Raw genomic sequence first — 18528 nt, forward strand, 5'->3', positions numbered from 1 at the left:
GGCGTTAACCGCCGCCTATGGCTTTGACGATATCCACTTGATCACCGGGACACAACTGGCGCTGCGCCCATTGCGCGCGCGGCGCCACCTGGCGGTTCACCGCCAGCGCCAGCGCCTGCTGTTCCAGGCCAAGTTCACGCATCAAATCGGCGCAGGAACTGCCTGCCGCGATCTGATGCGCTTGGCCATTCAAACTGATTGCAATCGTTTCCATCATTGTTTTTGATAGATTTCCGCGCCCTGCTTGATGAATTGCACGGCCTTCTCTTCCATGCCCTTGTTCAACGCCTGCTGCTCATCGACGCCGAGTTTTTGCGCAAAATCGCGCACATCCTGGGTGATCTTCATGGAGCAGAAATGCGGCCCGCACATGGAGCAGAAATGCGCCACCTTGGCCGAATCCTTGGGCAGGGTTTCATCATGGAATTCGCGCGCCTTGTCCGGGTCCAGACCGAGATTGAATTGGTCTTCCCAGCGGAATTCAAAACGCGCCTTGGACAGCGCATTGTCGCGGATCTGCGCGCCCGGATGGCCTTTCGCCAAGTCCGCCGCATGCGCCGCAATCTTGTAGGTGATGATGCCGTCTTTCACATCGTTTTTATTCGGCAAGCCCAGATGCTCCTTCGGCGTCACATAGCACAACATGGCGGTGCCATACCAGCCTATCATGGCGGCCCCGATGCCGGAGGTGATGTGGTCGTAACCCGGCGCGATATCGGTGGTCAGCGGCCCCAGGGTATAGAACGGCGCTTCCTTGCACCATTCCAATTGCAGATCCATGTTTTCTTTGATGAGTTGCATCGGCACATGGCCCGGGCCTTCGATCATCACCTGCACATCATGCTTCCAGGCGATTTGCGTCAACTCGCCCAGGGTTTTCAATTCGCCCAATTGGGCTTCGTCATTGGCGTCGTAAATCGAACCCGGACGCAAGCCATCGCCCAGGCTGAAGGAAACGTCATACGCCTTCATGATTTCGCAGATTTCTTCAAAATGCGTGTACAGGAAAGATTCCTTGTGATGCGCCAAACACCATTTGGCCATGATCGAGCCGCCGCGCGAGACGATGCCGGTCATACGCTTGGCGGTCAGCGGCACATAGCGCAGCAACACGCCGGCGTGAATGGTGAAATAGTCCACCCCCTGCTCGGCCTGCTCGATCAGGGTGTCGCGGAAAATTTCCCAGGTCAGGTCTTCCGCCTTGCCATGCACTTTTTCCAGCGCCTGATAAATCGGCACGGTGCCGATCGGCACTGGCGAATTGCGGATAATCCATTCGCGCGTTTCGTGGATATGCTTGCCGGTGGACAAATCCATCACCGTATCGCCGCCCCAGCGGATAGCCCAGGTCATTTTCTCCACTTCTTCGCCGATCGAAGAGGTGACAGCGGAATTGCCGATATTGGCGTTGATCTTGACCAGGAAATTGCGGCCGATAATCATCGGCTCGATTTCCGGGTGGTTGATATTGGCGGGGATAATCGCGCGCCCCGAGGCCACTTCCTGGCGCACGAATTCCGGCGTGATCACATCCGGGATATGCGCGCCGAAGCGCTCGCCCGGGTGCTGCGCCGCCAGCAGATCGGCCATCTTATTGCCGGTCACGCCGCCGGCGCGCAGGCTGGCGATGTATTCTTCGCGGCGCAGATTTTCGCGGATCGCGATGTATTCCATTTCGGGGGTGATGATGCCCTGGCGCGCATAATGCATCTGGGTCACATTCTTGCCAGCCTTGGCGCGGCGCGGCTTGCGCTGCAGATTGAAACGCAGCTCGGCCAGCTTAGCGTCGGCTAAGCGCTCCTGCCCGTAGTGGGAGGTCGGGCCGTCCAATTCCTCGGTGTCATCGCGCTCCAGAATCCAGGGCAGGCGCGGCGTATTCAAACCGGAACGGATATCAATTTGCGCCGCCGGATCGGTATAGGGGCCGGAAGTGTCATACACAAAAATCGGCGGATTTTCTTCACCGCCGAAAGCGGTCGGCGTGGCGGCCTGGCTGATTTCGCGCATCGGCACCTGGATGTCAGCGCGGCTGCCCTGCACATACACCTTGCGCGAATTCGGCAAAGGCGCGATGGCGGCGGCATCGACTTGCGCCGTGGCGGATAAGAATTTCGGATTGGCGTTCATGACTGCTCCCATAAAAAGCTCGCAGGCGGCAGAGCAGGGAGGCAAAGAAGCAGTTGGAACCGGCAGATTTGCGCTTCCCTTCGCTGGCATTACCCAGAGCAGGTTCAGAGGGTATTTCTCACCCGGCATCAGGCCAGGACCCCTAGCTTGTTCCCGGCGCGGCGCCGGGGGATTGGGCGCGATTATATGTCAGAACAGCAAGCACGTCTTGCCGCCACGCAAAGTTTTGATGATGCGGCGCAGCAGGTTTTGCACAACAAAAACGTTTTACAACAAATTTGTTTTAAAACGTTTTTGTTGTAAAACAATCCCGTTGTAAAATTCAAGGCCAACCTTCAGCAGAGGAGCGCGCATGGACTACCGCAGCAAAAGCTATGGCCGGAACCAGGAAGTGCAAGAGATTTTCGCTTTGTTTGAGCAAGCGCGCGACTTGAGCATGCCCGGGCCGCGCCGGCTTGGCAAAACCTTTGTGCTTGACCGTCTGGAAGAGCAGGCGCAAGGGCGCAAATGGCATTGCATCAAACTCGATGTCTCCGGCTGCAACGACGCGCAACAATTTTTTCACAGCCTGTGCCAAAACACAGACCGTTTGCGCGGACACAAACGCGGCGCTTTTGACACCCTTGTGCAACGTTTCAAACAACTGTATCAACCCAAGCCCGGCGCACAAAGCAGCTCCTGGTTTGCCTCACTGCTCATGCATGACTGGCGGCAACATCTGGAAACGCTGCTGCAAAACATGCATGAGGCGAAAACTGAGCGCTGGGCTTTGCTGATTGATGAATTGCCGATTTTCTTGAAACGCCTGCATGACAAGGGGCCGCAAGGTTTGAGCGAAGCGCGCGACTTTATGAATTTCATCAATGATCTGCGCCAGCGCTACCCGCGCGTGCGCTGGTTGATTACCGGCTCAATCGGCATGGAGCCCTTGGCGCGCGCCGGCCAATACTTTGGCGCACTGGCCAAATTCCACACCTACGCCCTGAATGAATTAAGCGAGGCGCAGGCCGTCGATTTTGTGCAAGACCTGGCGCGCCATAACAAAATCAAGCGCAGCGAAATCAGCGCCGGCGAAGCGCAAGCTCTGGTGCAAGCCTGCGGCTGGCGCGCCGCCTACTATCTGGATTTATTCGCCAGCCAGATGCCTGGAATCAGCAGCGACGACGCGGCGCAAATTGCGCAGCATATTGCAGCCTGCCGCCACACATTGATGCAAAAACATATGACCAGTCACTGGAGCATATGGGAAGAACATTTGCGCAAGCATGACCCGGAATGCAAACGCGCCTTCACCTGCTTAAATGCGCTGGCGGCGCATGAAAACGGCATGCTGGCCGACACCCTGCTGGCAAACATCAACGACCCGGCTTTGCAAAAACCAACGCTGCTGCAACATTTGCACAGCATGTGCTGCGATGGCTTGCTGTATGAAAGCGCGCCGGAGCGCTTCGCCATCCGCCTGCCTTTACAACGTCTGTACTGGCAAAAATTTCCTCTCGTTTAAAAGGCTGCGCCATGAGCTTTCCCCTCTCCCATTTCAATCCCGGCCAACAGCGGCGTGAAGATTTTTTGCTGAGTTTCATCGCGCGCAAGAACGAACTGCAGACTTTTCTGGATGTACTGACACAGCAAGATGAGGCGCAAAGCGCGCCTGCACAATTAATCATCGCGCCGCGCGGCTTTGGCAAAACTTCTTTGCTGCGCCGCATCGCCATCGCCGTGCAGCAAGATGACAGTCTGCGCCAACGCTATATCGCCCTGACTTTCCGCGAAGAGCAGCACAATGTTTTGAGTCTGGATTTATTTTGGCGCAATTGCCTGCAAGCCCTGGCCGAAGCGCGCGAAGATGAAGGCGCCGATGATGCAGAAATGCGCGAGCTGGACGCCATGTGGGATCGTTTTCCGCCGCGCCGTCTGAAACGGGAAGAGCAGGATGGCGAACCCGCCTGGCAAGCTTTCCGCGCCTGGTGCGAAACTCAGCAACGCCGCCCTTTGTTGCTGGTGGATAATCTGGATGCCTTATTAGCCGGCCTGCCTGAGCGCCAGCAATGGCATTTGCGCAGCCTGTTGCAGCAGGCCGGCGGCCCCTGGCTGCTGGCCGCTGCTTCACGCTACCCGGAAGAATGCCGTGATCCGAAAGCGGCGTTTCATGATTTTTTCCGCATCACCACCCTGCCGCCCTTAAGCCAGCAGGAAGTCTTGCACTGCTTGAGCGAGCTGGCCAGCCGGCGCGGTGAAAGCGGCAAAGCGGTGCAATACATCGTGGACAACGACCCGGGCCGCATCGCCGCCTTAAACACCATGTCCGGCGGCAACCCGCGCACCCTGGGCATTTTGTATTCGGTATTGGAAAACCGCATGCACGATGATGTGCTGCAACAATTACAAGCCATGCTCGACACCTTCACCGGCTGGTATCAGGCGCGCACCGAAGAGCTGCCCATGCAAACCCGCGCCGTGTTTGACGCACTGGCCCTGCATTGGAACCCGGCGACTGCCGCCACCTTGTCGGAATTAACCGGCTTGGACACCTCAACCGTCAGCAGTCATTTAAACCGCCTTGAAAAAACCGGCTATGTGGAAAGCGTGGCGCTTTCCAGCAAAAAAACCGGGCGCAATGGCTATCAAGTCAGCGAGCGTTTTTACAATATCTGGTACTTAATGCGGCATGGTTCGCGCAAAGTGAAATTGGAAGTGCAAATGCTGACCCGCTTTTTGCGCACGGTGTTCAGCGAATCTGAATTGCTGGATATGGCACGTATGCGCACCAGGCTGGGCGGGCAATCCAGCGCATTGCTGGCGTTTGCTGCGGCGATTCCGGCAGAAAAAATGCGCCAGCAATTAATTGATATGGCGAAGCAGGGTTTGGGGCCGGAAGATGCGGAATTGGATTGGAAAAATGAGTTGATGGAGATCCGGAAGAATACGCGGCCGCCACGGAGAAATAAAAAAAAGGAGATGAGGGAATATATTGACGACATGCTAAACTCAATCAATTCAGGCTTACCAGAACAAGCCTATTATACAATAAAAATAATTGAAAGCTCGCTTGATAAAAAGCTTGCTTCGATATTTTGGTTCAGCATTGGCGCAGCATTAATGCAAAAAAATAATTCGCCCGCCTGCATACATGCTTTTGAACGATGTCTAGCAAATGAATTCCCCGAACCATCATTAAATTTTCTTCTCCTCCTTGAAAAAGAAAAGGAAAAGTATTCACTCTACGACCTACTGCAACACGCACTTAACACAGCCAAAGGAGTTTTAAGAAGTAAAAGAAATGAAATCATGAACGGTTTACTTGAGAAAGTAAACAGCATAATCTCCTCACATGAACTTACATGGAATGATTTGCATTTAATTTCTGAAATCCACGAAACGATTCTCGCAGATGATGCAAATGACTTTTCCATCCTCGAAAAGAACTTACGTATCGCACTCAAGGCAGGGTTACCTGACATCATAAAATCATTGAGGAAATTATCATCAGTAGCAACCGACAAAGATTCAATTAATATTTCAATATCATATAGTTTTGTGTTTGGCGCGATTTTCCCTGATGCGTTTGATTTTGATAATTTCCAGCAAGAATTTAGCAGAAATAATTTCACCGAGGAACTGTGGAACGTTCAAAAAAGCCTAAAACTATATCATAGTAGCAAAGGAAAATCTGAAGAAGCATTCCTACTTTGGGAGCGCCATTTGCGAGACACCCCTTTTGTCATGACATATCCAGCCATCGCAATCATTTACCACCAGGAAGCTTGGCTGTTGGAGCAACTCGAACAAAACGGCTCTACAGAATTGCAAACCATTGCAATCGCACTGAAGGCTCACATGGAAGGAGAATATGTTTTACTACAACTAAACCCCGAACTGCGTGAAGTGTGCAATGAATTACGAAAAGATTTAAAAATTTTGATCGCCCCCTATCACGCCAGGCAGCATTATTTAAAACTGCAAGCCGAAAATACCGGCCTGTAGGGCGACAATAGCAGCGCTTTGCGCTGCGTATTGCGCAGCACATGCCGATCACCAAAAAATCTGAACGCCCCGCTCCATAGGGGGATACTCACGCTTGAACTATCGGCGAAATTTCCGGCGCAATACGCCTGCGGCTCGCGCCCTACATGCTAAAGCGCCAGTAATGCAAGCAGCGTTTGCCGGCAAACTGCGGCGACCGGCATGCTGGCATTCAATGCTTGCGCAACACCGTAATCGCCGGATGTTCGTCATTCACCCCATACAACTGCAGCAGCCCCATGGTGGACGCTGCTTGCGACAACATCTGCTGTTGCTGCTGCGACTGCACCGCGTTTTGCATACTCAGGCCAATGGATTGCGCCAACGATTGATAGATATTGCCCAGCGCCATGGCCGGCGCGTTATTTCACGTCCTCCCTGCAAACACTGTTTCAAGCCGGCAACAGCAGCGCGCTTGATGTGGTGCGCCATGCCGCTGCTGAATTCCGGGCGCCTGCGGCATCAAGTGCAAGCCAATGAAGCGGCGCGCGATGCAGCGCTGGCGCAATATCGCAAAAGCATATTGCAAGCGCTGGCCGAAGTCGAAAGCGCCTTGCTGCGGATTGCCGAAAATCAGGCGCGCGAAACCAGCCTGCAGAATGCGCTGGCGCATAGCCGGCGCCAATTGCAAGGCCAGACCAGCCAATGGCGTCATGGCGAAACAGCGCGCTTTGGCGTGCTGGAGGCGCAGCGCCGCCTGCGCGAGCAAGAAGATGGTCTGGTGCAGGCGCAGACACAAAGCTGGCTGGGCGTGCTGGCTTTATACAAGGCGCTGGGCGGCGGCTGGGAATAGAGAACGGCAAACGGGTTGCGGCTGGTTGGGTGCTGCACGCAAACCGGGACATTCTGCGCCAGGCCTGACAAGGTAACATCTTTAACAATTCTGATACTCAAATCAGTTGAAAATATATTGACTGATATGTAACTCATTTGTATAATATTGCCCTGCTTCAATAAAAACAGCCAGGTCGCCTGCAAACCTGCGTCAATCATTTCCCCCCACAAAACAGAAAGGAAACACCATGCGTATTTCTACGCTGTGCGCCGCTATTCTCTCCCTCGCATGCGCCAGTGCGCACGCTGCCCCGATCACTTTTTTCGGTGAAGACATCAACCGCACCGCCAGCGGCCCCGGTATGGAAGATGCGCGTCGCATTTTCCATCCGCTGGCGGATGCCGCCCGCAACGGCTTTATGCAAAAGTTGCACAATGTGAAGACGGAAAATTTTGAAAGCTTCGCCTCCAACACCATGATCAACACCCTGCAGTTTGGCGATACCTCGGCCACACTGTCCAAGCCGCTGCAAGTCAAAAATGTGGTGAACGGCACGTTCAACGGCACCTATCCGATTTCCGGCAATCAATTCCTGCTGCAAGCGGTCGGCGCCAGCGAACAATTCCGCATCAATTTCTCCGCGCCGCAAGTGGCATTCGGTTTCTACATGACCGATATCGAAGTGCCGGGTAATTTCTCGCTGCGTTTCCACGGTGTGGATGGCCGCAATGTGGACTACGCCGTGCCGACCCGCGCCAATGCCGGCGGCGCGAATAACACCGGTTCGGTGGCTTACTTTGGCATGATCGACAAAGACGCGCCGTTTTCCGGCGTGACTTTTGTACGCAATCAAAACCGCAATGATGGCTTTGGCTTTGACGATATGACGATTGGCAATCTGAGCCAGGTGTCGAACGTGCCGGAAGCTGAAAGCTGGGCCATGATGGGCCTGGGCCTGCTGGCCTTGGGCGCCTTTGCGCGCAAACGCAAGCAAGCCGCCTGATTCAGTTCAGCGGGACAATGAAAGCCGCCCCAGGCGCCAGCCTGGCGCGGCTTTTTTGCACATATGGCTTCCACTCATCCTATGCCGGATGCCGCCACAGCTGACGGTGGATTAAGCACTTTTGCTACGACACATTCTTTGCGTTCCCTTGCCCGGCATCGTCTGTGCGCGCTAAAAAACACAGGCCGGCATTGCGCCGGCCTGTTCAAGCGCTTGCGGCGCAAGCTTACATATTGCGCCGGTACTGCCCGCCGACTTCAAACAATGCGCTGGTGATCTGTCCCAAAGAACATACCCGCACCGCCTCCATCAGACAGGCGAACACGTTTTCATTGGCAATCGCAGCGCGCTGCAGATTGGCCAGCGCGTGCGCCGCGCTTTCTTTGTTGCGGCTGTGGAACTCGTCCAGGCGTGTGAGCTGGCTTTGTTTCTCATCCTCGGTCGAGCGCGCCAATTCAATCGTGGCCGGGGTTGCGTCCCCTTTCGGATTGCGGAAGGTGTTCACGCCGATGATGGGCAGCGAGCCGTCATGCTTCAAGTGCTCGTAATACATCGACTCTTCCTGGATCTTGCCGCGCTGGTAGCCGGTTTCCATTGCGCCCAGCACGCCGCCACGCTCGGCGATGCGCTCAAACTCTTGCAACACCGCCTCTTCCACCAGATCGGTCAACTCTTCCAAAATGAAGGAGCCCTGATTCGGGTTTTCATTTTTGGCCAGGCCCCATTCGCGGTTGATGATGAGCTGAATCGCCAGCGCGCGCCGCACCGATTCATCGGTCGGCGTGGTGATCGCTTCGTCATACGCATTGGTGTGCAGGGAATTGCAATTGTCGTAAATCGCAATCAGCGCCTGCAAGGTGGTGCGGATGTCGTTGAAGTCGATTTCCTGCGCATGCAAGGAGCGGCCCGAGGTCTGAATATGGTATTTCAGCTTTTGGCTGCGCTCATTCGCGCCGTATTTATCGCGCATCGCCACCGCCCAGATGCGGCGCGCGACGCGTCCCAGCACGGTGTATTCCGGGTCCATGCCATTCGAGAAGAAGAAGGACAGATTCGGCGCAAAGTCGTCGATATGCATGCCGCGCGCCAAATACGCTTCGACAAAGGTGAAGCCGTTTGACAGGGTGAAAGCGAGTTGCGAAATCGGATTCGCGCCGGCTTCCGCGATGTGGTAGCCGGAAATCGAAACGGAATAGAAATTGCGCACTTTGTGATGCACAAAATATTCCTGAATATCGCCCATCACCTTCAAGCTGAATTCGGTTGAGAAGATGCAGGTATTCTGTCCCTGATCTTCTTTCAGAATATCGGCCTGCACTGTGCCGCGCACGTTTTCCAGCACCCATTCGCGAATTTTGGCGGCTTCGTCGGCAGTCGGCTCGCGCTTATTGTCAGCGCGGAATTTATCCATCTGCTGATCAATCGCGGTGTTCATGAACATCGCCAGAATGGTCGGGGCCGGGCCATTGATGGTCATCGAGACCGAGGTGCTGGGGCTGCACAGATTGAAGCCGGAATACAGCACTTTCATATCGTCCAGCGTGGCGATGGACACGCCGGAATTGCCGACCTTGCCGTAAATATCGGGACGGATCGCCGGGTCAGCGCCGTATAAGGTGACAGAATCGAAAGCGGTCGAAAGGCGTTTCGCATCCAGCCCTTCCGAGACCAGCTTGAAGCGGCGATTGGTGCGGAACGCGTCGCCCTCGCCGGCGAACATCCGGGTCGGGTCTTCGCCTTCGCGTTTGAAGGCGAACACGCCGGCGGTGTAGGGGAAGGAGCCGGGCACGTTTTCCAGCATCAGATAACGCAGGATTTCGCCATGGTCTTCAAAACGCGGCAGCGCCACTTTGCGCACCTTGTTGCCGGACAGGGTTTTGTAAGTCAGATTGGTGCGGATTTCCTTGTCGCGGATTTTGACCACATATTCGTCGCCGGCGTAGGCGGCTTGCATATCGGGCCACATCGCAATCAATTGGCGCGCCTGCGCATCCAGATGAGATTCACGCTCTTCAATCAGCGCGTCCAGGGCCGTCACATTGTCGGCCTTGCGCGCGGCCAGCAGCATGCGCTTGGCTTCTTGCAATTGCTGACGTTCACGCGCCAGTTTGACTTGCTTGTTGACTTGTTTGTGATAGCCGCGCACGGTGTCGGCGATTTCCGCCAGATAGCGGCTGCGCGCCGGCGGCACAATCACATGCTTGGCGCTGGAGTGGCGCGTATCGACCGCGCCCAGGCGGCCCGCTTCGACTTTCAAGCCCAGCGCGGCCAGCTTGGGCAGCATGCCGTGATACAGCGCGGTGACGCCATCGTCATTGAAGCGCGAAGCCTGGGTGCCGTACACCGGCATATCGTCCGGGCGCTGGCTGAATAATTCGCGGTTGCGCTGATATTGCTTGGCCACGTCGCGCAGGGCGTCGAGCGCGCCCTTGCGGTCAAATTTATTGATGGCGACAAAATCGGCGAAGTCCAGCATGTCGATTTTTTCGAGCTGGGAGGCGGCGCCGAATTCCGGCGTCATCACATACATCGACACATCCACCAGCGGCACAATCGCGGCATCGCCCTGGCCAATGCCCGAGGTTTCCACAATCACCAGATCAAAACCGGCCACTTTGCAGGCGGCGATCACATCCGGCAGCGCTTGTGAAATTTCCGAACCGGCTTCGCGTGTGGCGAGCGAGCGCATAAAAACACTGCTCTTGCCCTGCCAGGGGCCAATCGCATTCATGCGGATGCGGTCGCCCAGCAAGGCGCCGCCGGATTTGCGGCGCGAAGGGTCAATTGAAATCAGGGCGATATTCAGGCGGTCGCCTTGATCTAAGCGCAGGCGGCGGATCAATTCATCCGTGAGTGAAGATTTACCGGCGCCGCCGGTGCCGGTGATGCCCAGTACCGGCGCGCTGCAATTTTCCGCTGCTTTATGCAAGGCGGTTTTCAGCGCCGGCGCGGCGTCGCCATTTTCCAGGCGGGTGATAAGTTGCGCCAGGGCGCGATGTTTGGCCGGCACATCCGCGCCGTTCAACACATCCAAGGCTTGCGGCGCGTATTCGCACAAATCGATGTCGCAGGCGGCGATCATGGACAAAATCATGCCTTGCAAACCCATGCGCTGACCGTCTTCCGGGCTGAAAATGCGCGTCACGCCATATTCGTGCAAATCGGCGATTTCCGCCGGCACAATCACCCCGCCGCCGCCGCCAAACACTTTGATATGCGCGCCATTGCGCTGGCGCAGCAGATCAATCATGTATTTAAAGTATTCGACATGCCCGCCCTGATAGCTGGAAACGGCGATGCCCTGCACATCCTCCTGCAATGCGGCGGTGACCACTTCATCCACCGAGCGGTTATGCCCCAGGTGAATCACTTCGGCGCCATTGGCTTGCAAAATGCGGCGCATGATATTGATCGAGGCGTCATGGCCATCGAACAGCGAGGCTGCGGTGACAAAGCGCACCTTGTGCTTGGGTTTGTATTCGGTCAATTGATTGGCGATGGAAAGGTCGGTCATGATAGTTCCTGCACGACAGGTCGTCGGGTTGCCGCCACGTATTGCGGCGGAATGGGCTTACGGTATCTTACGTTAACGTAAACGTCAAGAATCAGGCAGAATCCTGAGCATACAACTGCGACCGGGCAGGTAAAACAGGCGTGACAGCGCATCAATGCGCAGTCGAAAACGGGTAAGCATAGTGTTCTCCACGATGTGCACACAGCATGAGCGTCGGGTATGACGCATCCCTGCCAAGAGTTGTAGCCGAGGCGGCAGCCAATGTACAGATTTTTTTCAGGATATGAAAGCCGCCAGTGTAAGCGCAAGGCGGGCTGACGGGGAAATAGGGAATACGGATGCAGGCATCAGTTTTGCTTATACCCTGTGCAGCGCAGCAGGGCATACGGGGAGGCAAGACAGAGAGTGCGGCAGGATTGACTCTGGAAAACTTGCGCCCCGGGTAGCGCAAGCAGCGCAGCTGCTGACCGTCGTCAGGCTGACGGCAAAGGCATGGCCTTTGCTTTCCTTTCACATCCACAGGGTATATGGATTCGCTCTGAGATTTCCATGCCCCGGTATGGCATGTTCCTGCACAGGCTGGCAGTCGCGGTTGGCGGCTTGTCAGTTCGTTGCTTGAACTTGCTGACAGGGATCAGTGTAGGGCGAATACAAGCAGGCGGGAAATACGGAATGCGGATGGTGGTATAAGGCTTACTTATGCCCTGCTTGATACTCCCCGGTTTATCCAGCCGCACCCGCGCCTGCCTTGCGCGTTGCGCCGGCTGATGCAGTTTGATGCGCCTGAGGCATTTGTCCTGCTACAATCAAAATCTTGTTTTCATGTTATCTGAGCCTGCCATGAAATCCTCTCTGTTCTGCCTGTTGCTGTGTGTCAGTCCGCTCTGCATGGCGCAGCCCAAAAATCCGCCGCCGATCACCGAAGCGGCGCACCGCACGCGTTACGAATACCGCCCGCAATTGCAATTCCCAGAAGGCAGCATGGCTTGGGTGCTGGTGGCGGATGCAAATTTGCGCGCGCTGCCGGACGCCAAAAGTCCGAGCGTGGCGAAATTGCCGATCGGCGCGGAAGTGCGCCTTTTGCCCAGCGACAGCACGCCGGACGAGCACACCCACAACGGCGTGCGCGCGCCCTGGCGCAAGGTGAAGATTCTGCAACCCAAACCGGCTGCCGGGCCGGACAGCGGCTGGCTGTGGGCCGGCGTGCTCACCCAAACCCGCATCAAAAGCGCGAGCGACGACGGCACGTATTTCTATCTGGGCTTAGCCGGACGCGAAAAAAGCGGCAAGGGCCGCCTGCTGGCGCAGATCCGCGCCGCCAACGCCGGCCATGAGCTGGGCCGCATGGCGTTTGAGATTGAGGCCGAAAGCGATTTGCCGGTAGCGCTGCAAAGCCACGGCAGCCAGGGACTGGTGCAGGTGAATGATGTGCTGACAGCCGATTATGCGCCGCAAGCCTGCGGCGTGACCGGCGGTGAAGCGCTGCTGTTTTGGAGCGGCACACAATTTATCCACGGCGGCTTTGCCTCGCACTTTTCCGACCCGCCGGTATTCAGCCATGAGCAATGGATTCTGCCAGGCGACGCCGGCGGCCACAAAGGCGCGGTCTTGTGGCGCAAGCAGGTGCAGGAAGATGAGCAAAAGGACTTGAAACAGGAAAGCGCGCTGTGGGTATGGGGCGGGAATGGTTTGCTGAAACGTTGAAGGCAAACACCCGCCGCCATGCTTCACGCGGCTTGCTGGCGCCACCCCGCCAACACCTGCGCCACCTGTTCTGCGCTGATTTGCGCCATGCAGCAGCAGGATTGCGCGCCGTTGCAGCTGTCGCAGCGGCTGGCGGCGCTGAGGTTTTGCGCGCGGGCGCCGACTGCGCCCCAGCGCGCGATGTGTATCGGCGCAATCGGCGGGAACAGGCCAAGGCAGCGCTGGCCCAGCGCGGCGGCCATGTGCAAGGGGCCGGTGCCGCTCGCCACCAGTCCATCGGCATGCGCAATCAGGGCCGCTAATTGCTGCAAGTCCAGCTTGCCGCAGGCATTGCGCACATTCGCTGATTTGAATAATTCCGGCGCGGCTTGCGCCAGCCATTCCCCTTCGGCTTTGCTGCCGGTGAGCACAAAACTGACTTGCGCATCAGCGGCAAAGGCGCGCACCAATTCGACAAAGCGCGCAATCGGCCATTCGCGCCCATTGCCATTTGATTTGGGGTGCAAGACAAAACAAGTGCGCTGATCCAGCCAGTCTTTGACTTGCTCGCGCGGCGGCGCCTGCAGGCCGCCCCAGGCGATCAGATCGGCAACACTTGGCTGCAGATCGATGCCAAATGGCGTAAGTAATTTGAAATTCAACTGCGCTTCATGCCAATCCGATTTGACCCGGCTGAAATGCGCGCGCCGGTTGCAATACAGCCAGTGGTAGAGGCGGTGACTGCTGCCGACGCGCCAGGGCACGCGGGCGCGCTTGGCGGCGCGCGCTAACTGTTTGTCCGGGAAGGCGAAAATCACCATGTCCCAGCCGGCCAGCAAATGTTCCGCTTCTGCGGTTTCGCGCGCCAGCACGCAATCCACCGCCGCCGACAGGCGCACCACCGGGGCGGCATAGGCGCGCACCAGAAAACCGACTTCGATTTGCGGCCAGGTTTGCTTGATGTAGCCGGCCAAGGGCAGGGTTAACACCACGTCGCCGATATTATCTGTGCGGCAAATCAGAATGCGGCGCACGCCGGGCGGCAGTTGGGGCGTGGCGCTGGGACGGGAGGCGGTCGGCATGGCGGCGGGCAAAAAGCTGCATTATGCCTGCATATGGCGGGGTTTTGGCTTGGCTCCGGTTTGTTTGGAGCGGCGGCGCTGTCTTTTCGGGCGGAGCCGGCGCCTTTGTTGGGCCACCGGCGTCGGACGCCGGCTTATCGCTGCGCTCAACCCAGTCTACGCTTGATTGTGCCGCTTGATTGTGCCGTTTGAGCGCGGCTTTCATCGTTTTTGGCGGGGCGCTGGCTTCCCGTATAATGCCGGCTCCAACTATCCAAGCCCATGCCATGCCCAGCATCAGCAGCGCCATTCCAAGTCCGAGCGCCGTGCAACACAGCGTTGCGCGCATCTTGTTGTTCGCCTTGCCGGTGTGCGCGCTGACTTCCGCCGGCGGCATGGCCTTGGTGCAATTGCTGATTCTGATTCTCAGTCTGTGCTGGCTGCGCCCCTTGCGCGCCTGGTATCGCGCGAACTGGCGGCAATATCGCGGCATCGTGCTGGCTTTTGCCGGCTTCTTCCTGGTTTCCGCCATCCGCGCCGCATTTCATCCCAAACCCTGGGCCGCGCTGGACGGCCCTTTGCGCGTGCTGCTGGCGCTGACGTGCATCGGTTTTGTGGCCTGGGCGCGCCCGTCCTGGCGCGAGTTTATCGGCGGCGTCTGCCTCGGTGTGCTGGGCGCGTTTTTGCTGGCGCTGGTGCAGCGCCTGGTGATCGGCATGGGGCGGGTCGATGGCTATACCCACCACCCGATCACTTTCGGCGATCTGGCCTTGGCGATGGGGGTGCTGGCGCTGCTGGCGCTGCCGGGCTGGCGCGCGCACCGCTGGCTGCGCCTGGCCCCGCCGGCGGCTTTGCTGGCCGGGCTGGCGGTTTCGGTGCTGTCCGGCTCGCGCGGCGGCTGGCTCGCCCTGCCTCTGCTGGCGGCAGCCCCGCTGCTGGCCGGCAATTGGCGGCTGGCGCGCCAGATCGGCGCTTTGCTGGCCGCCTGCGCCCTGCTATTTGCGCTGGCCTGGGCGGTTCCCGCCAGCGGCGTGGCGGCGCGCGTCACGCTGGCGGCCACCGAAGCGCGCGGCTATATCGAGCGGCAAGATGCGAATACTTCGGTGGGCATCCGCCTCGAATTATGGAAAGCCTCCTGGCTAATGTTCCAGCAAGATCCTTTGCTTGGCGTGGGGCGCGACCGGTTCCGTGCCGAATTGCAAACCTTGGCGCAAAGCGGCCAGCTGCAACACTCGCTCGCCCTGCAATTTTCCAGCAGCCATAATGATGCGCTGAATATGCTGGCGACTGGCGGCTTGCTGGATTTTTCCTGTTTATTGCTGCTGTATGGCGCGCCGCTGCTGCTGTTCCGCCGCACGCTGCAGCGCCATGCGCACGGCCCGCAACACGACGCCGGCTTGGCAGGCATTTTGCTGGTGCTGTGTTTCATCGGTTTTGGATTGACCGATGTCATGTTCTGGCTGATGATGCCCAAAGTGTTTTATGTCATGTTCGTCGGCGTCTTGGCCGGCTATTGTTTGCAAGAGGAAGCATGAAATCACGCAGCCTGCTGGCGCGGCTGCTGCAAGCCGCCCACCCCTACCGCAGTCGCATGTATCTGTCATTTCTGTGCATGATAGGCACAGCGATCACAGAAACCCTGTTCCCCAAGGTGCTGCAAATCATGCTCGACGATGGCTTTGGCCATAAGCCCGGCTTTGCTTTGTGGATGGTGCCAGCCGCCCTGATTTCTTTATTTGTTGTGCGCGGGCTGTGTACTTTTTCCGCCGCCTATCTGAGCAACTGGGCCATCAGCCGCGTGCTGCGCGATTTGCGCCGTCAGATGTTTGTGCGTCTGCTGCATCTGCCGGTGGCGCGCTTTGCGCAGGAATCGGCAGCGCGCATGATGAACACCATGGTGGCCGAAGCGCGTCAGGTGGTGGAAATGTTCACCCATGTGTTTTTAGCGATTGTGCGCGACGGCTTGATCGTGATCGGCTTGCTGGGCTATCTGTTTCTGGAAAATTGGCGCTTAACCATCGTCACCCTGATTCTGGTGCCCTGCAGTGCGGCGCTGGCGCGTATTTCGGCGCGCCGCCTGCGCAAGCTGAACCGCTCGAATCAGCAAATCACCGAAGAAATGACGCAAGTGATTGATGAAGCCGCACGCGGCCATCAAGTGATCCGGATTTTTTCCGGCGAAGCGTATGAAAGCAAACGCTTTGAACAGCGCAGCGACACCCTGCTGGGCTTTTCGCGCCGGATTACCGTGGCCGCCGCCGCCACCGTACCTATCAATCAGCTTTTATCCGCGCTGGCGGTTTCGGCGGTGGTGATGATTGCGCTGCATCAATCGAAAACCGACCCGTCCGTCACCGCCGGCTCGTTTGCCGGCTTCATGGCCGGCATGCTGATGCTGCTGGCGCCTTTGAAACGCTTAGCGGAAGTGAATGGCCCGCTGCAGCGCGGCTTAACGTCGGCGGAAGCGGTGTACGCCTTGATCGACAGTGAAATCGAAGCCAATCCCGGCACGCATCAAACCCCGCGCGCGCAAGGCAAGCTGGCCTTTGAAGAGGTGCATTTCACTTATCCGAACAGCGACAATCCGGCCTTGCGCGGCATTTCTCTGACCATTGCGCCGGGCGAAACCGTGGCCCTGGTCGGCGCCTCGGGCGGCGGCAAGAGCACGCTGGCGCATCTGGCGGCGCGCTTTTATGCGCCGGATACGGGCCGCATCCTGCTCGACGATGTGGCTTACCCGGCATGGGAATTGAAAAACCTGCGCACTCAAATCTCTCTGGTCAGCCAAAACGTGGTTTTATTCAACGATACGCTGGCGGCGAATATCGCGTATGGTGTGGAAGAAATCGACCAGGCGCGTTTGCAAGCGGCGGTGCAGGCGGCGTATTTGCAGGAAGTGGTGGATAAATTGCCGCAAGGCTTGCAAACTGAGATTGGCGACAACGGCATGCGCCTGTCCGGCGGGCAGCGTCAACGGGTGGCGATTGCGCGCGCGATTTACAAAAATGCGCCGCTCTTGATTTTGGACGAAGCCACTTCGGCGCTGGACAATGAATCCGAGCGTGCGGTGCAAGCCGCGCTGGATCGCCTGATGAGCGGCTGCAGCACGCTGGTGATTGCGCACCGCCTCTCGACGATTGAGCGCGCCGACCGCATTCTGGTGGTGGAAGGCGGACGGATTGTGGAAGCGGGCCGGCATCAGGAATTATTGGCGCAGGGCGGGGTGTACGCCAATCTCTATCATCTGCAATTTCGCAAGGAGCAACAGGCATGAGCGGCGCGAATACAGAATTGCATGCGCTCACACAGCGCATCCTGATTATCTCCCCTAACTGGATCGGCGACGCCGTGATGGCGCAGCCCTTATTGCGCTTGCTCAAAGACGCCCATCCGGAGCGCAGCATTGATGTGTTATGCCCGCCTTCCGCCGCCGCCGTGTGGCGCGCCATGGCCGAAGTCGAGGAAGTGGTGGAAACCCCGTTTCGCCACGGCGCTTTGCAATTGCGCGAACGCTGGCAGCTGGCGCAGGTATTGCGCAAGCGCGGCTATCTGGAAGCCTATGTCTTGCCGAATACCTTGAAATACGCCCTGATTCCCTGGCTGGCCGGGATTCCGCGCCGCATCGGCTACAAGGGTGAATCGCGCTATGGCCTGTTGAATGTGATGCACCATGACGATGGCGATGCGCCGCGCGCCATGGTGCCGTTTTACGCCGCCCTGGCCACGCCGCCGGCGCCGCAAGCGCCGCCGCTGCACACCCTGCCGCGCCCGCGTTTGACGGTGGGCGAAACGGAAATCAAGCGCGCCATGGGCTTTGCCGCGCTGCAGCCGAATTGGCCGGTCGTGGTGTTTGCGCCGGGCGCTGAATTCGGCTCCGCCAAACGCTGGCCGGCGCGCCATTTTGCCGAGCTGGCCGGGCTGGTCTGGCAAACCCTGCCGTATGCGCAAGTGATTTTGCTCGGCTCGAAAAAAGATATGGCGGTGTGTGAAAAAATCGTCGCCATCGAGCCGCGCGTGCGCAATCTGGCCGGTCTGACCCAGCTGTCCGACGCCATTCACTTGATTGCGAATGCGGTGGCGGTGGTCTCCAATGATTCCGGTCTGATGCATATCGCTTCCGCACTGAACCGCCCGGTGCTGGCGCTATACGGCCCGACTGACCCTGATCATGCGCCGCCCTTTTCCGATGTCGCCAAAGCCCTTTCGCTGCGGCTGGCCTGCGCACCCTGCCGCGAACGGCGCTGCCCGCTCGGACATCGCGAATGCATGCGCAAGATGACGGCCGATTTCGTGTACCAGGAATTCAAACCCATGCTGCAATCGGCGGCGGAACAGGAATAAG

Annotated in this window: 14 protein-coding genes and 1 riboswitch; of the genes, 8 read left to right on the forward strand and 6 right to left on the reverse strand. The window is 57.8% G+C overall.

What is annotated here, in order from left to right; genetic code table 11:
* Positions 1 to 4: 4 nt before the first annotated feature.
* Positions 5 to 217 (reverse strand): sulfur carrier protein ThiS, encoded by a 213-nt coding sequence (gene thiS / locus V8J88_RS18625; protein WP_338845730.1) that lies wholly within the window; start codon positions 215 to 217, stop codon positions 5 to 7.
* Positions 214 to 2127: a phosphomethylpyrimidine synthase ThiC gene (gene thiC / locus V8J88_RS18630; protein ID WP_338845731.1), complete on the reverse strand. Its 1914-nt coding sequence runs from the start codon at positions 2125 to 2127 to the stop codon at positions 214 to 216. The genes thiS and thiC overlap by 4 nt, the downstream gene beginning before the upstream one ends.
* Positions 2128 to 2185: 58 nt before the next feature.
* A riboswitch (TPP riboswitch) is annotated at positions 2186 to 2281 on the reverse strand.
* 198 nt (positions 2282 to 2479) lie between these two features.
* On the opposite strand from thiC, the gene V8J88_RS18635 reads away from it, so the two are divergent.
* Positions 2480 to 3631, forward strand: a complete 1152-nt coding sequence (locus tag V8J88_RS18635; RefSeq protein ID WP_338845732.1) for a hypothetical protein — start codon at positions 2480 to 2482, stop codon at positions 3629 to 3631.
* Here the strand turns inward: V8J88_RS18635 and V8J88_RS18640 are convergent.
* Entirely contained in the window at positions 3628 to 3771 is a 144-nt protein-coding gene (locus tag V8J88_RS18640) for a hypothetical protein (RefSeq protein WP_338849991.1), read from the reverse strand. The genes V8J88_RS18635 and V8J88_RS18640 overlap by 4 nt on opposite strands.
* 21 nt (positions 3772 to 3792) lie before the next feature.
* On the opposite strand from V8J88_RS18640, the gene V8J88_RS18645 reads away from it, so the two are divergent.
* Positions 3793 to 6111, forward strand: coding sequence for a MarR family transcriptional regulator (locus tag V8J88_RS18645; protein ID WP_338849927.1), 2319 nt, complete (start codon positions 3793 to 3795; stop codon positions 6109 to 6111).
* A gap of 211 nt (positions 6112 to 6322) precedes the next feature.
* Here V8J88_RS18645 and V8J88_RS18650 read toward each other — a convergent pair whose 3' ends face one another.
* On the reverse strand, positions 6323 to 6502 hold the full coding sequence (locus V8J88_RS18650; protein ID WP_338845733.1) for a RebB family R body protein: 180 nt from the start codon (positions 6500 to 6502) through the stop codon (positions 6323 to 6325).
* Positions 6503 to 6580: 78 nt separating this feature from the next.
* Here V8J88_RS18650 and V8J88_RS18655 point away from each other — a divergent pair, with 78 nt between their 5' ends.
* Both V8J88_RS18655 and V8J88_RS18660 read left to right on the forward strand, forming a co-directional pair.
* Positions 6581 to 6943 carry a TolC family protein gene (locus V8J88_RS18655; protein WP_338845734.1) on the forward strand — a complete coding sequence of 121 codons (363 nt, stop codon included), beginning with the start codon at positions 6581 to 6583 and terminating at the stop codon, positions 6941 to 6943.
* 229 nt (positions 6944 to 7172) lie between these two features.
* Positions 7173 to 7928: a PEP-CTERM sorting domain-containing protein gene (locus V8J88_RS18660; protein WP_338845735.1), complete on the forward strand. Its 756-nt coding sequence runs from the start codon at positions 7173 to 7175 to the stop codon at positions 7926 to 7928.
* A 226-nt stretch (positions 7929 to 8154) separates the two neighbouring features.
* Here the strand turns inward: V8J88_RS18660 and icmF are convergent, their stop codons facing one another.
* The gene (gene icmF, locus V8J88_RS18665; protein WP_338845736.1) at positions 8155 to 11442 is read right to left on the reverse strand and encodes a fused isobutyryl-CoA mutase/GTPase IcmF; all 3288 of its coding nucleotides are present in this window, start codon (positions 11440 to 11442) and stop codon (positions 8155 to 8157) included.
* Between the two features lie 840 nt (positions 11443 to 12282).
* Here icmF and V8J88_RS18670 point away from each other — a divergent pair.
* Positions 12283 to 13146 (forward strand): hypothetical protein, encoded by an 864-nt coding sequence (locus V8J88_RS18670; RefSeq protein WP_338845737.1) that lies wholly within the window; start codon positions 12283 to 12285, stop codon positions 13144 to 13146.
* A gap of 23 nt (positions 13147 to 13169) precedes the next feature.
* On the opposite strand, the gene V8J88_RS18675 is transcribed toward V8J88_RS18670, so the two are convergent.
* Entirely contained in the window at positions 13170 to 14207 is a 1038-nt protein-coding gene (locus tag V8J88_RS18675) for a glycosyltransferase family 9 protein (protein WP_338845738.1), read from the reverse strand.
* Positions 14208 to 14473: 266 nt separating this feature from the next.
* Here V8J88_RS18675 and V8J88_RS18680 point away from each other — a divergent pair, with 266 nt between their 5' ends.
* The 3 genes from V8J88_RS18680 to waaF are packed head-to-tail and all read left to right on the forward strand — an operon-like array spanning position 14474 to position 18527.
* Entirely contained in the window at positions 14474 to 15721 is a 1248-nt protein-coding gene (locus V8J88_RS18680) for an O-antigen ligase family protein (protein WP_338845739.1), read from the forward strand.
* Positions 15718 to 17460: a lipid A export permease/ATP-binding protein MsbA gene (gene msbA, locus V8J88_RS18685; protein ID WP_338845740.1), complete on the forward strand. Its 1743-nt coding sequence runs from the start codon at positions 15718 to 15720 to the stop codon at positions 17458 to 17460. The genes V8J88_RS18680 and msbA overlap by 4 nt, the downstream gene beginning before the upstream one ends.
* Positions 17457 to 18527, forward strand: a complete 1071-nt coding sequence (gene waaF / locus V8J88_RS18690) for a lipopolysaccharide heptosyltransferase II (protein ID WP_338845741.1) — start codon at positions 17457 to 17459, stop codon at positions 18525 to 18527. Before msbA ends, waaF begins: the two co-directional genes overlap by 4 nt.
* Position 18528: the final 1 nt, after the last annotated feature.

This window comes from Massilia sp. W12 (assembly GCF_037300705.1).
GTDB lineage: Bacteria > Pseudomonadota > Gammaproteobacteria > Burkholderiales > Burkholderiaceae_D > JACPVY01.

Coding starts and splice junctions, on each gene's coding strand:
- V8J88_RS18660 (WP_338845735.1), top strand. CDS start 7,173: ATGCGTATTTCTACGCTGTGCGCCGCTATTCTCTCCCTCGCATGCGCC.
- V8J88_RS18680 (WP_338845739.1), top strand. CDS start 14,474: ATGCCCAGCATCAGCAGCGCCATTCCAAGTCCGAGCGCCGTGCAACAC.
- msbA (WP_338845740.1), top strand. CDS start 15,718: ATGAAATCACGCAGCCTGCTGGCGCGGCTGCTGCAAGCCGCCCACCCC.
- icmF (WP_338845736.1), bottom strand. CDS start 11,442: ATGACCGACCTTTCCATCGCCAATCAATTGACCGAATACAAACCCAAG.
- V8J88_RS18650 (WP_338845733.1), bottom strand. CDS start 6,502: ATGGCGCTGGGCAATATCTATCAATCGTTGGCGCAATCCATTGGCCTG.
- waaF (WP_338845741.1), top strand. CDS start 17,457: ATGAGCGGCGCGAATACAGAATTGCATGCGCTCACACAGCGCATCCTG.
- V8J88_RS18635 (WP_338845732.1), top strand. CDS start 2,480: ATGGACTACCGCAGCAAAAGCTATGGCCGGAACCAGGAAGTGCAAGAG.
- thiS (WP_338845730.1), bottom strand. CDS start 217: ATGATGGAAACGATTGCAATCAGTTTGAATGGCCAAGCGCATCAGATC.
- thiC (WP_338845731.1), bottom strand. CDS start 2,127: ATGAACGCCAATCCGAAATTCTTATCCGCCACGGCGCAAGTCGATGCC.
- V8J88_RS18670 (WP_338845737.1), top strand. CDS start 12,283: ATGAAATCCTCTCTGTTCTGCCTGTTGCTGTGTGTCAGTCCGCTCTGC.
- V8J88_RS18675 (WP_338845738.1), bottom strand. CDS start 14,207: ATGCCGACCGCCTCCCGTCCCAGCGCCACGCCCCAACTGCCGCCCGGC.
- V8J88_RS18655 (WP_338845734.1), top strand. CDS start 6,581: ATGCCGCTGCTGAATTCCGGGCGCCTGCGGCATCAAGTGCAAGCCAAT.